The following is a 14,670-nucleotide window of genomic DNA, read 5'->3' as shown; positions in this document are numbered from 1 at the left end:
TGTCGCTTTCCCTTGCCGATTTCAATTGTGGATCGTCACGTCCTTGCCGAGGTTTAGCCTGAATCTGGGGCTCGACTTTCCCCTTACGATTTCGACCTGTCGCGTGAGGAACGTCACATGGCGACATCGGCTTCTGGTCGCGTGGCGATCGCGCGAGATGATGCCTGGGCGCAGGCGAAGCGCCAGGCTCGCGAGCTCGATCGGATACTTGACGGGTCTGCTCCGCGGCACGTGTCGATCGCGCGGGCGGCGGCTGAGCTTGGGCTCACGACCCGGCACGTCTACAATCTGCTCAAGCGTTATGAGCCGGAGCGGCGGATCACAGTGCTGTTGCCGCGGCGGGATGGGCAGCGCGCGACACGGCTGACCGCGGCCGTCGAGGCGATCATCGCCGGCGTTCTGCGTCAGCAGTGGCTGGTCAAGGAGGCGCCAGAGCTTCGTCCCGTCGTCACCGAGATCCGGGCGCGCTGCTGCGAGGCCGGCGAGCGCCTGCCCTCGTATCGCGCAGTGCAGCGACGCATCCCGATCCTGTTCGACGATCTCGCTATCGCCAAGGGCCGCTCCTCCAACCTCGCGCATGCGCGGCGGTTGAAAGCGCGTCCGGGCTACATTTCAGCGAATGGCCTGCTCGATATCGGCCAAATCGACCATACGCCGGCCGACATTCAGTTCGTCGAGGTGATCGACAGTGTCGGCGTTGTGGCCGGACGGCCCTATCTCACGGTTGCGGTTGATGTCTTCTCGCGTGCCATTCTGGGGTTTTGCCTGACCTTGGAGAAGCCGAGTTCACTCTCGGTTGCGCTCTGCCTGCAGCAAGCGCTGACGCCCAAGGTGCCATGGCTCGCGGCGCATGGTCTTGGCGCTCACGCCTGGCCGATGTTCGGTCGACCGCGTGTCCTGGTTGTCGATAGCGCCAAGGAGTTCACGGGCCATGCCTTCGCCCGAGGCTGCGATGATTTTGGGATCACGATCCGGCGGCGGCACAAGGGAAACGTCCATCAAGGCGGCGTGATCGAACGGCTGCTCGGCACGCTCAACATGGTGCTGCGGACGCTGCCGGGCCAGACCGGCCGCTCAGTCACGGATCGCGACCACTATCCTTCCGAGGCCTGCGCCCGCCTCAGCTTCGCGGAACTCGAACGCTGCGTCGCACTCGCCGTGCTTGAGCACAACGCCCAGCCGAATGAGAAGAGTTTGGACATACCCGATCAGATCTGGCGCGCTCATGCTGCGGCCTTGCTTCCGCGTCGGGACGACCCCGACCAGGTGCTGATCGCGTTCTTGCCTGGCGGAGACCGGCGGCTCACGCCCCAGGGCGTCAGCGTGCATGCGATCGACTATTATGCGCCATGGCTGGGCGAGCTCGTGCCGCGGCGCGACCGGATCGGCAAACTCGCGATGCGAACCGATCCGCGCGATCTGAGCCACATCTATCTGCGCCATCCCGACACCGGCGCTTTTCTGGCGGTTGGGCGGCGCGATGGTCATACAGACGCGATCACGCTGTGGGAGCATGAGCGGGCTCGCGCCTTGCGGCGCAGCCTCGCTGGCGGACCTGAATCGAGGATTGCGCTCCGGCGGGCGATACGGGCGATCGCCGACAGCGCGACGCGCCCGAGTGCAGGGGCCGATACGAAAAAGCTGAGCAAGCATGAGAGGCGACAGGCGGCGCGGACGGCCTTGGCGCAAGCGGCTCCAAAACCGCATCAGGCGCTGGCTTCGCCATCCGCGCCTCCGGCGCCCCACCCTGCCCGCGCCCGAAACCCGCTCCCGGTCGAGGACTGGTGAGCCATGAGCGAGCACCTGGCCGAGAGCTTGCGACCCTGGCTGCAACAACCTGCCGCCGCGCGCATCGCGCATCTGCAGGCGCCACGCTGGATCGGCACGCAAGCGGCGCGGAACGCGCTCGACCTGCTGCAGGCGTGCCTCGATCGCGCGCCGGCGCTGCGCACGCGCGGGGTGATGCTGATCGGCCCCTACGCCAACGGCAAGAGCATGATCGCGGAACGCTTCGCGATCATGGACCGTCGCCGCGCGGAAACCGAGCGAAACGCGCGACGCGTCGTGCTGGTGCAGACCCGCGAAGGCTCTGGCCTGGTCAATTTCTACGCCGGGATTCTGGCCGCGCTGGAGGCGCCGCTCATCCGAACGCGCGACACCGCAGCGAAGGCCGAACAACTCGACCATCTGCTGCGGCAGCTGAAGCCGCGCGTGATCGTCTTCGACGAGTTCCATAATTGCTTGCGCGGCCGCAACCGCGACATCGAGGCGATCTTCGCGGTGCTGCGGCGGTTCGGGCGCGATTATGATCTTTCGCCGGTGCTGGTTGGCGAGCTGACGATCTTCGACCACATCATGGTGACAGCTGAGATGGCGAGCCGTTTCCAGCTCGCGCCCGTGCCACGCTGGAGCTATGACGAGGCCTATCTCTCGCTGCTCGACAGCCTTGAAGGCGCACTGCCACTCGCCAAGTCCTCCGGACTGTCCGACGAGCCGATGGCGCGCTTGATCTTCGAGCTCTCGGAGGGGCTGATCGGCGAGACCGTCGCGATCGTCACGGCGGCCGCGGTCGCCGCGGTGAGGTCCGGAGCCGAACACATCAGCCGCAATAGCTTGCGAGATCTCGGCTACATCCCACTGTCGCAACGACGCCAGACCGTGATCCGCGAGGCACTGGCATGAGACCCGCGCCCATCGAGATCGCGTTGCAGCCGCGTTATCGGTCGGCGCCATCGGGTCACTGGCCCATCATGGTCGTTCCCTACCCCGACGAATGGCTGCCGGGCTGGCTGATCCGGTTTGGTGCGGCCAACGGCGTTCCGGCGCGCGCTCTTGGAGCACTGCTGGGCCTGGGAAGCGGCAATTGGGCCGTGAATATCGAATTCGGGCTATCGCCAGCGATCGCCGGCGCCATCGAGACGGCAAGTGCGCTGTCGACCGCTTCATGGCTGACACTCGTCCATCCGATAACGGACAAGGCCCTGATGCTGGCACCGTGGGTGACCGTCTCGACGTCACCCATGGGCCGGCGCCAAGCGACCTGGCTGCAGCTTTGTCCGCACTGCCTCGAAGGGGACGAAGCGCCCTATCTTCGCCGCAGCTGGCGGCTTGCAACCAAGCTGATCTGCCAGCATCACGGCCGGCGGTTGATCGACCGCTGCCCGGCCTGCCGCCAGGGCTTTGCGGTTTGTGACGCAGCCTCGCTGGCTCCGTTCATCACTTGCACGGCTTGCGGTCAGGATCTGCGCCTGGCGTCTGCACCGCGGCTGGGGGCGTCGACCCTGCGCGCCGCACTGATGCTCGAGCGCGCCGGCCACATGGCGGATCCCGGTGATCGCGCCAAAATCCTGTCACTGCCGCTGGAGCTCGATCCGCCCGCCTCCCGGCCGCTGACGCAGCTTTCGGTGCTGATGCGAGCCCGCTGCCTGACCTTTGCCAGGCCGCGCATTGTCGCGCTCGCCAAGACGCCACTGCCACTGCCGCAGGCCAATCTCCATGGCTTGGTGAAAGCCTATGCGGCCATCGCGAGCCGGCCGCAGGCTCGACCGACGGGCGAGCGATCGCGCCCGGCGAAAACCTGACCGCGGCTGTCGTCGTCAGATTCATCGCCGTCGAACGGATCCAACAATCCGGAAATCTGTCAGCTCCCCGTGCCAACGCGCCCCGCTTCAGACCATCCCGGTGGCCAAGCCATAGAGCAATCCGGCGACCGAGCAGGCGGCAATGACCTGGATCATCCCAACCTTGAAGCGGAAGACGGCGATCATGGCTGCCATCGTCAGCAGCGATGCGGCGACGTTGACGGTGCTCAGGACCGGCACATCGAGCTCCATGCCATAAGCCCGAACCTGGTGAACCTCGGCGAACAGGACATGCAGCGCGAACCAGATCGAGAGGTTCAGGATCACGCCGACGACGGCGGCCGTAATGGCCCCGAGCGCAGCCGACAGCGCCTTGTTGTTGCGCATCGTCTCCATGAACGGCGCGCCGAGGAAGATCCAGAGGAAGCAGGGCACGAAGGTGACCCAGGTGGTCAGCAGGCCGCCGAGCGTACCAGCCAGCAGCGGGCTCAGCGAACCTGGCGCGCGATAGGCGCCCATGAAGCCGACGAACTGCGTGACCATGATCAGGGGGCCGGGGGTGGTCTCGGCCATGCCGAGGCCGTCCAGCATTTCGCCGGGCTTCAGCCAGCCATAGTGATCAACAGCCTGCTGGGCGACATAGGACAGGACCGAATAGGCCCCGCCGAAGGTCACCATCGCCATCTTGGAAAAGAAGATGGAGATCTCGGTGAACACGTCGCCGCGGCCGAGCGTCGCCAATAGGACGATGATCGGGCCAAACCAGATCACGGCACCGACGGCCGCAACCTTCAGCGACCAGCTCAAGGGCGGCCTGGCATGCGCGGGAATGCCCTCGCCAAGTGCCGAGTCGACGTCGGCGACCTGCTTGCCTCCGACCTTGCCGTGACCACCTCCGGCCAGGAAGGCGGACCAGCCCGCACGACCGCCGACATAGCCGATGAGGCCTGCGGCGAACACGACGAGCGGAAATGGTGCCTGAAACAGGGCGAGGGCCAGAAAGGCCGCTGCAGCGAGGCCGATCATGACGCCGTTCTTCAGCGAGCGTCGGCCGATCCGGAGCACGGCTTCCAGCACGATCGCGAGAACCGCCGCCTTCAGGCCGAAGAACAGCGCCTGGACGCTCCCGACATTGCCGAAGATCGCGTAGATCCAGCTCAACGCCATGATGGCGATGACACCGGGCAGCACGAACAAGGTTCCGGCAACCAGGCCGCCCTTGGTCTTGTGCATCAGCCAGCCGATATAGACGGCCAGTTGCTGCGCTTCCGGTCCCGGCAGGAGCGTGCAGTAGTTCAGCGCGTGCAGGAAGCGCGTCTCGCCGATCCAGCGCTTCTCCTCCACGATGATGCGGTGCATCACCGCGATCTGCCCAGCAGGGCCGCCGAAGCTCAGCGCCGCGACACGGGCCCAGACACGCACAGCCTCGCCGAACGAAACCCCATGCTCAGGGGCGGCCTTCTGGCCGATCGGCGCGGCTTGGATGGCCTCGATCTTGTTCATGGGCGCCTCCCGGCGATCAGGCACGCTTGGACTTGAAGTACTGGTAGAGGTTGTCGAAGACCGCCGCGCCCTGCGCGATGCGCTCTTCATCCTGCGGGTTGGCAGCACAGACGCCCGAAATCAGGCTCGCAATACCCGTCGTTTCCTCTCGCCCGAACTTGCCGTCCTTCAGGTCGATATCGTGGACGATCTCGGCGACGGCCTGGAGCGCGGGATCGGCAAGGCCGGCACGGACCAGCAGGACCTCGAAACTACAGCGGTCGCCCTCATGGGTGATCTCGCCTTCGAACATGTCGAAGCGCAGTTCTCCAGGCTTGGGTTCGTAGCTCTTGCCCGGAACGAAGCGGATGATGGCATTGGGGTCGATGAAGCGTCGGATCAGCCAACTGCAGGCGATCCGATCGACAAAGACACCCTGGCGCGTGACCCAAACCCGGCCTCTGAAGTCTGGTGCGGCCTGCGGTGGAGCTTCCTTTGGCGTTTCGGCCATGTCGTTATCCTTTGCGAGCCTGCGCTCAAGTTCCGCGATCAGGCTTTCAGCGGTGAGACGGCCGGTCGCCGCGAAGAAGTCGATGGCCGCGATATCCGCCAAGCGCTTGCGCAGGCGGTTGATCTGGGTTCGGAGTTCCGCGGCAGCGTCCGCCTGCGAGTCCTGGACTGGACGGGCCGAAAGGGCTCGCGCCTCTTTGGAGATTTCCTCGTAGTCCTCGTCGCGGGCCGCGTCGAAGAGCGCGCGCGCTTGAGCGTCGGAAAGGCCGTCGATCAAACGGGCTTCGCAGACCATGGCCTCGCCGCCGCCTTCAATGATCTCCTTGAGCAGCCATTCGAAATCCTCCTGCGTCTCGGCATTCGCCGGCAGCGCATAGACCGTGCTCTTCACCGCGACGGCCCCGATCCCTTGCAGGCGGCGCCAGACCTTCACCCGGAAGTAGGCGGGCTTGCTCGGCAACTGGTGGATCAGCAGCAGCCAGCGCTGCTCTGCCGAGGGGGCATCATTGCTCATGTCGTCACCGTATCATCAAAACTGTCAAAAGCAACACTTGTATCATTTTAAATTCGAGCGTAGCGTCCGCTGCCATCACGTATCCCGAACGAGGATGCCATGCATCGGATCATGCCCTTGCCCTTCAAGCCGCCGCGCCTTGACGGGCTCTCCGAGCGGCTTCTGGCGAGCCACTACGAGAACAATTACGGAGGCGCCGTGCGGCGCCTCAACGCCATCGAGCGCCGCCTCGACGAACTCGACTGGAGCCAGGCCCCGGTCTTCGACATCAATGGCCTCAAGCGGGAGGAACTCATTGCCGCCAACTCGGCGATCCTGCATGAGATCTATTTCGACGGCCTCGGCGGTAGCGGCGATGCTGCGGGCGACTTGGCGCTGGCATTGGAGCGCGACTTCGGCAGCGTCGCCGGCTGGCGCTCGAAGTTTGCGGCATGTGCCAAGGCGCAGGCAGGCGGCTCGGGCTGGACTTTGCTGGTCTGGTCGGAACGGCATCAGCGCCTGATGATCCAGTGGGGGCAGGATCATACGAATTGCCTCGCCGGCAGCATCCCGATCATGGCACTCGACATGTACGAGCATGCCTATCACATCGACTTCGGGGCGAAGGCCGGCGCCTATGTCGACGCCTTCATGAAGAACATCCATTGGGAACGGGTCGGCGCCCGTTTCCAGAGACTCGCCATGAGCGGTCTTGTGACCGGCGCAGCCGCACCTGTCCCTGCCGGAGACAGTATCGCCGCCGAGGACCTGCTTGCCCGCCTGCAACGCCGGGATGATCTTGTCTTGCTGGATGTCTGCCTGGCAGAAGACCTGGCGAAGCGCAGCGACATGATCCCGGGAGCGCAGCTGCGCGCGCCCGAGCTGATCGCCGATTGGGCTAAGGAGCTGCCGAAGGACAAGCCGATCGTCGCCTATTGCGTCTACGGCTTCCAGGTCAGCGGCGACGCCGTCGCCGAACTCCGCCGCCGCGGCCTCGATGCCCATTCACTCGCGGGCGGCATCGCCGCCTGGCACGCGATCGGCGCCCCGACCGTTCCACTTGTCACCGCTGAAGGGAGGCCGACACCATGAAATGGGTCACACGTGAACGCCCCGTCATCGACCGGATCGCCTGTCCCTGGCTGATCACGCGGTTCATCGACAAGGAGCCGGAGTTCCTGTTCGTGCCGCCGGATCAGGTCCGGAAGGTGGCCGAGGAAACCGGCGCCATCCCTTATGACGTGCCCGGTGTCGAATACACGCATGTCGGCGAGGGATGCAGCTTCGACACCTTCGTCGAGAAGCACAACCTCGCCAAGGACCCGGCCATCGCCACGATCGCTGCCATCGTTCGCGGCGCCGATACGGACAGGCATGACCTGACGCCGCAATCGGCCGGGCTCCTGGCGATCTCGATGGGGCTTCGCGATCTCTCGCCAGATGATCACGAGGTGCTGAAGCGCGGGTTCATCATCTACGACGCGCTCTACGCTTGGGCGTCCCGTCGCAAGGGCGAGACGCATAACTGGCCGCGGATGTCGAAGGCGACCGCTGCGTGATGATCACCATTTGGCATCGCGCTTCGGCGACTGCGGGCGCGATCCTGGGTCTGGCGGCTCTGTTGGGAATAGGCACCGTCTACGCGGAAACCTTTCGACCGCTCAAGGGATCGGAAATCCGCAGCCGGTTCACCGGCATGGAGTTCACCGACGAGGTCCACTGGGTGCTTCTGTTCGGGCAGGACGGAACCCTCACGAACACGGGAATGGGCAGGAAGACCCTCGGCCGCTGGCAGGTGAAGCGGGATCAGCTTTGCCTCGATCGTTCGCCCGGTGAGCAGCGATGTTACGCCGTCCTGCACTCGGGAAAGACCTACCGGCTCCAGGAGCCTGGCTTCGACATCTACGAAGAGGGCATCGTTCAGCGGCCCATGGCGCGGCGCTGACCGATGCCTGCCAACGAACTTAAGGGCCCAGGCGAACCATGAAGCGCGCACCCATCCTTGCCGTGATCGCCATCGCGATCGGGTTCAGCACCGCTGCCGGCGCCGAGGTGTTCCAGAAGCTCAGCGGTGCCCAGATCCGAGCCAAGCTAGTCGGCAGGCAACTGACCGACGAATCCCATTGGGGCGAGATCTACCAGCCGAACGGACGGCTCGTCAGCGACGAGATGGGCAACACGCGTGTGGGCTCCTGGCACATCATGAAGAACCAGCTCTGCAAAACCTATCCCGAGGGCGGCGGAAGCGCCTGCTTCGATGTCTGGCTATCCGGCCGCGCAATCCAGATGAGGATCCCGGGCTCGACGGACTTTCCCTTCGAGGGGGTCCTGATCGATGCCCCACATTCGGGAACCGCCCCGCCTCCACATAGACTGGCTGACCGAGCTTCTTCGAAGTCAACCCAATCCGCGCCGAGGTGAAAGCATGGCGACTGCAAAGCCCAAGGTCGCCATAGTTTGGCGAGGCGATAGGGAAGCGAGAAGCACCGCGACACTGCGGAACAACCGCTTCCATCGCATCTTCGAAGAGTTAAGCGCCATCGGCATCGATGCCGAACCCGCCGTTTATGACGAGGCCTTCTCGGATGAAGTTCGTGATCAGCTCCTGGCCGCGGACGGGGTCCTTGTCTGGGTCGACCCGTTGCACGCGGGCAAGACGCGGCATCAACTCGATGCCTTGCTTCGCGAAGTCGCGGCCCGCGGGCCTTGGGTCAGCGCCCATCCCGACACCATCCTCAAGATGGGGGTGAAAGAGGTCCTGCACCGCACGAAGCATCTCGGATGGGGCACCGATACGCATCTCTATCGATCCGCAGCGTCCTTCGGAGAGGAGTTTCCGGCGCGCTTGAGGACGGCGGGACCGCGCGTGCTCAAGCAGAACCGCGGCAATGGTGGCCAGGGTGTCTGGAAGGTCGAGCTGATCGGCGGAGCGGAGGGCTCTGAGCGCGTGCAGGTGTTGCATGCGCAACGGGGGAGCATGCCGGAAGAACTCGCCCTCCCGGACTTCATGGCGCGTTGCGAAGCCTATTTCGCGGCCGGTGGCTGCATCGTCGATCAGCCATTTCAGCCTCGTCTGCCGGATGGCATGATCCGCTGCTACATGGGCTCGGATAAGGTCGTCGGCTTCGGCCATCAACTCATCAAGGCGCTCGTTCCGCCGCCGCCCGAAGGGCCGGATTCGGAAGCGGCGCAGCCTGGCCCTCGGATCATGCATGGGGCGGAGGCCGAGCCGTTTCAGAAGCTGCGGTCGATGATGGAGGCGGAATGGACGCCTCAGATGATGGAGGTCCTTGGTCTCGACGCAGCCTCCCTGCCCATCATCTGGGATGCGGACTTCCTCTATGGGCCGCACACGGCCACGGGCGATGACACCTACGTGCTCTGCGAGATCAATGTCAGCTCGGTCTTCGCCATACCAGACGAGGCGCCGGCGGCCATTGCGAGGCTCGTGGCCGCACGATTGAGGTCCGACCATCGGTGAGCGAGGCAGATGGCGCTATGGGAGACGACGCCATTGCCGATGCGTGGATAGAGATCTCCTCAGGTATTGCCGCCGGCGAAACCACCATCCGCTGGTATGCAGAATATTGTACGGCCAACAGCAGATCCGTTGTCGCGGATCGCAGGACTGAGCACGAAGCGATATCAGCAGCGCTGGAGTGGGACCTGCCAATTGTTCAACGCTCGCCGTCGCTCCGGAAGCCGATGTCAGAGCACTCTACGGACGTCGCGTTGCGCAAAGACCCCGGCTATCCATATCCCCCCGAGGGGGATATAGGAAGCGAATGCCGGAGCCCCACCGCCACGCCAGCCACCCCGCCATCGCCAAGCGTCTAAAGCGAGCTGGCGGACACCTCGCCAAGGTTATCGAGATGATCGAAACCGGGCGTTCCTGCCTCGACATCGCCACGCAGTTGCAGGCGGTCGAAAGCGCAATTGCGCAGGCAAAGCGAACACTGGTCCAGGACCATCTCGACCATTGCCTGGACGAAGTCGTCGGCGAGCTCCCGCCCGAGCAGCGCCGGCCGATCGACGAGTTCAAGCTGATCAGTAAATTCCTCTGAGGCCGAGAAATGCTCAAGGTCCTGTCGAACCGCGTCTATGGACGCCTCTTCACTGCCCAGATCATCGCCCTTGTGGGGACCGGCCTTCTCACAGTCGCGCTCGGGCTGCTCGCCTACGACATCGCCGGAGCGCGCGCCGGAGCGGTTCTGGGGACGGCGCTGGCGATCAAGATGATCGCCTATGTCACGGTGGCTCCCATCGTGGGCGCCTTTTCGGCGCAGCTGCCGCGGCGGGCTTTCCTGATCGCGATGGACCTGGTGCGCGCGGCGATTGCACTGATGCTTCCCTTCATTTCCGAGGTCTGGCAGGTCTATCTGGCTGTCTTCCTATTGCAGTCAGCCTCGGCCGCGTTCACGCCGACCTTTCAGGCAACGATCCCGGATTTGCTGCCGAAAGAGGACGACTACACCAGCGCCTTGTCCCTCTCGCGGCTGGCCTATGACCTTGAGAGCATCGTCAGCCCGATGCTCGCCGCTGCCCTGCTCACACTCATCAATTTTCATTGGCTCTTCGCCGGAACAGTCGTCGGCTTCCTGGTCTCGGCCGCGCTGGTGCTTTCCGTCACGCTCCCCGTGTCTCCGGCCAAGCCTCGCGAAGGCGGCATCTATGACAAGACGACACACGGAATGCGAATCTACCTGGCAACGCCACGCCTGCGGGGGCTACTTGCCTTGAACATGGCTGTCGCGATGGGCGGCGCGCTCGTGATCGTCAACACCGTCGTCATCGTGAAGGGGCGGCTCGGCTACGACGACAATGCCGTGGCATTGGCCCTGGCCTGCTTTGGCGGCGGCTCGATGCTGTCGGCCCTGACGCTGCCGCGCATCCTGGAGCGCGTCGCAGACCGGAAAGTGATGCTGACTGCCGCAAGTCTGCTGGCCGTCGTCCTCGGCGGGTTTTCCGCCCTGCTACTGGCCGAGGGCTGGGCATTCGCACCCGCGGCGACCCCAGCCGGTTGGCTGACACTGCTCCTGACCTGGGCTTTGCTCGGCATCGGCTACTCGGCGACGCAGACCCCGTCCGGCCGTCTTCTGCGCAGATCCGCACATGCCGAAGATCGTCCCGCCGTGTTCGCCGCGCAGTTCGCGCTGTCGCATGCTTGTTGGCTGATCACCTATCCGCTTGCCGGCTGGCTCGGGGCCAGCCTGCCCCTGGCAACGCTGGCGGGGTTGTTCTGCTTGGCGACGTTGGCCGCGACAGCGGCCGCCGTTTGGCTCTGGCCTGCGGGGACTGCGGACGCAGCAGAGCACAAGCATCCCGAGCTACCCCGTGACCACCCTCATCTGGTGGAGCATGGCCGGCACCATTCGCACACCATCGTCATCGACGACCTTCACAGGCGCTGGCCCGCGCCAGCTGGTTGAATTGAGTTCGCTCGCTCATCATCGCGCTGCCCTCCATCCAGAAGCGGCTGAATCAGAACTTCATACCCGCAGCAACCCCGACGTTTTCAACGGTACCGGCTCGAGGTGCGCGTTGGTCTATTTCGCTCCCCGGCTCAGTCTTCGTCGACAGAAGCCTCTCTCAGATCGTCATCAGGCTCGCGTTCGACCGGCTCTTCTCCTGAGAAAGACGGCATGAGCTCTCCGGCGAGCAGCCTGTCTTTGCTGAGCAGTCCAGCATCCTCGAGCTTCTCGAAATCCGGCAGATCGCGCAGGGTCTCGAACCCGAATTCCGACAGAAAGGCCGGCGTCGTCACATAGGTGTAAGGTGCCCCCGGCAGCGGGCTGCGCGGCCCGGCCGCGATGAAACCGAGCTTGCCCAGATGGCCGATGGTATCGCGGCTGATCTCCTTGCCGAACACGGCGCCAAGCTCGGCGCGGGTGATCGGCTGGAAATAGCCGATGCACAGCAGCACCAGGCTCTCAGCTTGCGACAACGCCTTTCGGTCGGACGTGCCGAGCCCGGTCGCGGTGCGGATCGCGACCGCAAACCTCTTCTTGGTCCGATGCTGCCAGCCGCCGGCGACCGAAACGAGGTCGTAGGGGCGTCCGCGCAATTCGTCACGGATATCGGCCATCAGCAGGTCGAGGCTGCAGTCGCGCCCGACGACCCGGGCCAGGGTTTCACGGCCGACCGGCTTGGGCGAGGCGAAGATCACCGCCTCGACCCGGCCCATCCATTCGCGCCAGCGCATGTCTGGCGGCAGGTCGGCGAGCTCGACATCGAACAGCTCTTCGGTCTGGGTCGACCGCGCCATGGTCAGAGCCCGTAGAGCCGGAAGCTGGCACGGCCAGACAGCTCACGTACAGCGCCAAGCGCGGTCAGCCGCTCAAACAACCGGCGTGAACCCCAACGCGTCAGGCTTTTCGTCTGTAACGTGCCAGAGATCGCGTCGTCGTCGAGCAGAAACTGGATCACCTCCCCTGCTCCTTTGGCGCGCAACTTCGGCGCGACCTCGATCAGCCGCGCCGCGCGCGGCGCAATGTCGCCGGCGATCCGGCAGGCCTCGGTCGCCGCCAGCGCGAGCGCGACGCAGCTCGCCCGCTCGAACCCCTCCCCTCCCGGACGAATCCGGCCGCGATCGCTCAGGCTTCGGAAGGCAGAACCGCGCGCCTGCATTGCCAGCAGCGGCACCGCCACCGGCCAGCGCATCCGGCGCGCCAGGGCCTGGTCGGCGAGCCACCAGCCGAGGAGGCTCGCCTCCGGCCGGCAGCGCTGAACCTCTGTGACGATCGCCGCGGCGACCAGCGGCGCCGGCCGGCCTGTCCGGACGATGTCGTCGAGACGTTCCGGCAACGCCGCGAGATCCTCGCTCCAGCGCAGGCCGAGCAGATCGACGGCCGCACGCAGCGCCGCCGCATCGACGACAGTCGACCGCGCAGCCATCCGACGCCAGGCCGCGAAGATGTTGCCGGCGGGCCCGGGCTCGGCTCCCGGCTGCCGCAGATGCCAGGCGTCGCGCAACTGCGCTTCGGTCTCGGTCCGTCCGGCCAGCGCGACGGCCGCGGCTGCACATTTGAGGGCGAGCCGCTGGCGCCACGCGCCGATCCAGAGCGGATCGGAGCGCACGAGATTGTCGAGCGAATTCAACGCAGCACCAGCCAGGAAGGCGGCCTCGACGTCGCTCGTCACCGGCCCGCGCGGGACCGCCCAGCCGGGCACGGCGGGTGGCTCATAGGTTTGAACGGGCGTCGAATCTGGAGCGCGCATCGTTCTGGAAGATAGAGAAGCTTTGCGCTTTATGCCAACTATATGGACAAAAAGCGCACGCCTTGTGAAGTTACAAAAACGTGTGATAACCTTCCATTATCACGCGTTTTGCTCTTTATGTAGAGAATGGCTGGATTCGACGTTCAAAACCCCGAAAATCGCGCTTCGGAGAGCTCCGCGCCGCCTGAGAGCCCGGCGGCAGGTGTCGATCGCGCCGCCGGCGCAGCTTCGGCCGAGACCGGCAACCTCCCCTCCCCGCTCCCATCCGACACCGCCAGTGTGCCGGCGCATCTGGAACGGCTGGCCGGCCGGGCCCGTGGCTATGCCGAGGCCGCCAGTTCGCAGAACACACGCAGAGCCTATGCGAGCGACTGGACGCATTTCTGCAGCTGGTGTCGGCGCCAAGGCCTCGAAGTCGCTCCGCCCTCGCCGCAGGTGGTCGGGATCTACATAACCGCCTGCGCCACTGGCGCGGCGATCGCGGGCGGCAAAGCAAATTCCGTAGCCACGATTGAGCGGCGTCTATCGGCGTTGAGCTGGCACTACACCCAGCGCGGCACGCCGCTCGATCGCAAGGACCGCCACATCGCCACAGTGATGGCCGGCATCCGCAATACCCATGGCGCACCGCCGCGCCGGAAGGAAGCCGTGCTGGGCGACGACGTCGTTGCCATGCTCGAGACGCTCAATCGCGGCACACTCCGCGGCCTCCGGGATCGCGCCATGCTTCTGCTCGGATTCGCCGGCGGCCTGCGGCGCTCGGAGATCGTCGGCCTGGATCTCCATCGCGACGACACGAAGGATGGACGCGGTTGGGTCGAGATCCTCGACAAGGGCCTGCTCGTGACGCTGACCGGCAAGACTGGATGGCGTGATATCGAGATCGGTCGCGGCTCAGCTGACGCCACCTGCCCGGTCGTAGCGCTGCAGACCTGGCTCAAGCTCGCCCGGATCGCCCACGGCCCCCTGTTCCGGCGTGTCACCGGCGAAGGCAAGGAGGTCGGCGCCGATCGGCTGACTCCCGGCCAGGTCGCGCGCCTAGTCAAGCGCGCGGCGCTGGCGGCCGGCGTTCGCGCGGATCTGCCCGAGCGCGAACGGGAATCAAAATTCGCAGGGCACTCCCTGCGCGCCGGTCTCGCCTCCTCCGCCGAAGTCGACGAACGCTATGTCCAAAAGCAGCTCGGCCATGCCTCTGTCGAAATGACCCGCCGGTATCAGCGCCGGCGCGATCGGTTCCGCGTGAACCTCACTAAAGCCGCCGGACTCTGAGTAGAAAGCGCAACGAGATCATATCCTTGGGCGGAAGAGCATGAAATCAAAAAGGGAACGCAAGACGTCGCCGTCCCCTTAAGCGGTTCAAATTGAAATTGGGAAGGGAAAGCGACA

Annotated in this window: 15 protein-coding genes; 11 read left to right on the top strand and 4 right to left on the bottom strand. The window is 65.1% G+C overall.

Annotation, left to right across the window (positions count from 1 at the left end):
* Positions 1–117 precede the first annotated feature (117 nt).
* From IED13_RS28040 to IED13_RS28030, 3 genes are read left to right on the top strand one after another with little or no spacing between them, the layout of a single operon-like run.
* On the top strand, positions 118–1,788 hold the full coding sequence (locus tag IED13_RS28040) for a Mu transposase C-terminal domain-containing protein (protein WP_191126090.1): 1,671 nt from the start codon (positions 118–120) through the stop codon (positions 1,786–1,788).
* 3 nt (positions 1,789–1,791) lie between these two features.
* A complete protein-coding gene (locus IED13_RS28035; protein ID WP_191126089.1) occupies positions 1,792–2,682 on the top strand; it encodes a TniB family NTP-binding protein in 891 nt (296 codons plus the stop codon).
* Positions 2,679–3,581 (top strand): TniQ family protein, encoded by a 903-nt coding sequence (locus IED13_RS28030; protein ID WP_191126088.1) that lies wholly within the window; start codon positions 2,679–2,681, stop codon positions 3,579–3,581. The genes IED13_RS28035 and IED13_RS28030 overlap by 4 nt, the downstream gene beginning before the upstream one ends.
* An 87-nt stretch (positions 3,582–3,668) precedes the next feature.
* Here IED13_RS28030 and chrA read toward each other — a convergent pair whose 3' ends face one another.
* Together chrA and IED13_RS28020 are read right to left on the bottom strand one after the other, a co-directional pair.
* Positions 3,669–5,084 carry a chromate efflux transporter gene (chrA, locus tag IED13_RS28025; protein ID WP_191126087.1) on the bottom strand — a complete coding sequence of 472 codons (1,416 nt, stop codon included), beginning with the start codon at positions 5,082–5,084 and terminating at the stop codon, positions 3,669–3,671.
* A gap of 16 nt (positions 5,085–5,100) precedes the next feature.
* The gene (locus tag IED13_RS28020) at positions 5,101–6,087 is read right to left on the bottom strand and encodes a chromate resistance protein ChrB domain-containing protein (protein WP_191126086.1); all 987 of its coding nucleotides are present in this window, start codon (positions 6,085–6,087) and stop codon (positions 5,101–5,103) included.
* Between the two features lie 99 nt (positions 6,088–6,186).
* Here IED13_RS28020 and IED13_RS28015 point away from each other — a divergent pair, with 99 nt between their 5' ends.
* From IED13_RS28015 to IED13_RS27985, 7 genes are all read left to right on the top strand, one after another.
* Positions 6,187–7,158, top strand: a complete 972-nt coding sequence (locus IED13_RS28015; RefSeq protein WP_191126085.1) for a Fe-Mn family superoxide dismutase — start codon at positions 6,187–6,189, stop codon at positions 7,156–7,158.
* Positions 7,155–7,625, top strand: a complete 471-nt coding sequence (locus IED13_RS28010; RefSeq protein ID WP_191126084.1) for a chromate resistance protein ChrB domain-containing protein — start codon at positions 7,155–7,157, stop codon at positions 7,623–7,625. The genes IED13_RS28015 and IED13_RS28010 overlap by 4 nt, the downstream gene beginning before the upstream one ends.
* On the top strand, positions 7,622–8,011 hold the full coding sequence (locus IED13_RS28005) for a hypothetical protein (RefSeq protein ID WP_191126083.1): 390 nt from the start codon (positions 7,622–7,624) through the stop codon (positions 8,009–8,011). Before IED13_RS28010 ends, IED13_RS28005 begins: the two co-directional genes overlap by 4 nt.
* Before the next feature lie 38 nt (positions 8,012–8,049).
* Positions 8,050–8,487 (top strand): hypothetical protein, encoded by a 438-nt coding sequence (locus tag IED13_RS28000; RefSeq protein WP_191126082.1) that lies wholly within the window; start codon positions 8,050–8,052, stop codon positions 8,485–8,487.
* A gap of 4 nt (positions 8,488–8,491) precedes the next feature.
* Positions 8,492–9,547 (top strand): Cj0069 family protein, encoded by a 1,056-nt coding sequence (locus IED13_RS27995; protein ID WP_191126091.1) that lies wholly within the window; start codon positions 8,492–8,494, stop codon positions 9,545–9,547.
* Positions 9,548–9,851: 304 nt separating this feature from the next.
* Positions 9,852–10,130: a metal-sensing transcriptional repressor gene (locus tag IED13_RS27990; protein WP_191126081.1), complete on the top strand. Its 279-nt coding sequence runs from the start codon at positions 9,852–9,854 to the stop codon at positions 10,128–10,130.
* Between the two features lie 9 nt (positions 10,131–10,139).
* Positions 10,140–11,495: an MFS transporter gene (locus IED13_RS27985; RefSeq protein ID WP_191126080.1), complete on the top strand. Its 1,356-nt coding sequence runs from the start codon at positions 10,140–10,142 to the stop codon at positions 11,493–11,495.
* A gap of 134 nt (positions 11,496–11,629) precedes the next feature.
* On the opposite strand, the gene scpB is transcribed toward IED13_RS27985, so the two are convergent.
* Both scpB and IED13_RS27975 read right to left on the bottom strand, forming a co-directional pair.
* Positions 11,630–12,331 (bottom strand): SMC-Scp complex subunit ScpB, encoded by a 702-nt coding sequence (gene scpB, locus IED13_RS27980; protein WP_191126079.1) that lies wholly within the window; start codon positions 12,329–12,331, stop codon positions 11,630–11,632.
* 2 nt (positions 12,332–12,333) lie between these two features.
* Entirely contained in the window at positions 12,334–13,206 is an 873-nt protein-coding gene (locus tag IED13_RS27975) for a DUF1403 family protein (RefSeq protein WP_318652319.1), read from the bottom strand.
* 204 nt (positions 13,207–13,410) lie between these two features.
* Here IED13_RS27975 and IED13_RS27970 point away from each other — a divergent pair, with 204 nt between their 5' ends.
* Entirely contained in the window at positions 13,411–14,553 is a 1,143-nt protein-coding gene (locus tag IED13_RS27970; RefSeq protein ID WP_191126077.1) for a tyrosine-type recombinase/integrase, read from the top strand.
* Positions 14,554–14,670: the final 117 nt, after the last annotated feature.

The organism is Allobosea spartocytisi (genome assembly GCF_014764685.1).
GTDB classification, from domain to species: Bacteria; Pseudomonadota; Alphaproteobacteria; order Rhizobiales; family Beijerinckiaceae; genus Allobosea; species Allobosea spartocytisi.
This window is presented reverse-complemented; position numbering and strand designations above follow the sequence as displayed.